This is a genomic window from Rhodococcus sp. T2V, from assembly GCF_029269925.1.
Taxonomy (GTDB): Bacteria; Actinomycetota; Actinomycetes; order Mycobacteriales; family Mycobacteriaceae; genus Rhodococcus_F; species Rhodococcus_F koreensis.
The window spans coordinates 1-538 of sequence record NZ_JARJBD010000376.1 but is presented as its reverse complement, the minus strand read 5'-3'; the positions used below and the strand labels follow the sequence as shown (position 1 = coordinate 538).

Sequence of the window (538 nt, the reverse complement as noted above, 5' to 3'; positions counted from 1 at the left end):
TGTTGGAGCGCGCCTATCTCGTCACGGTGACGCCGTTTGAGTTCGGTGAGCTGGGCGGTGAGGGTGCGGACGACGCTGCTCGAAGTTCCGTCTCGGGTCGAGGCCGCTGCTGCCGGTGGTGGTGTGTTCTGCTGTTGAGCCCGAAGTTGTTGGACGCGTTGGCGGATCGGGGTGCAGCGGTAGAGGAAGTCCAGGGAGACACCCGCGGTCCGGGCGAGGCCGCGGAAGGTGATCGGCTCGTTGCGGCGGATGATCTCGCGCAGTCCCTGCTCGGCTCGGGCCTGAGCGGCGGCGCTCTTGCGGGCGGCGGCCTGGCGGAGGTTGTCCGGGTTGCCACGCATCAGTGGTTGTCCTCTTTTCCGGTGATGGCCTCGGTGCGGGCCTCGACGCCGGCGCCACGGATCGCCCCGGCGGTGCCGTCGGCGAGCCGGGTGTGCCCGAGGGTGAGGATGATTCGGCCGAGGGCGTCGCGTTCCTGGTGGCGTCCGGCGAGCCAGATGTTGTCCTCGCCCATCTGGTGTCCGGTGCGGGCCTCGAA

2 protein-coding genes are annotated in these 538 nt (G+C 69.5%); both read right to left on the bottom strand.

What is annotated here, in order from left to right:
- A partial coding sequence (locus P3H15_RS54460) for a DUF6262 family protein (protein ID WP_276144896.1) occupies nt 1-341 on the bottom strand: 341 nt, incomplete at its 3' end.
- A partial coding sequence (locus P3H15_RS54455; RefSeq protein ID WP_276144895.1) for a hypothetical protein occupies nt 341-538 on the bottom strand: 198 nt, incomplete at its 5' end. The genes P3H15_RS54455 and P3H15_RS54460, both read right to left, overlap by 1 nt.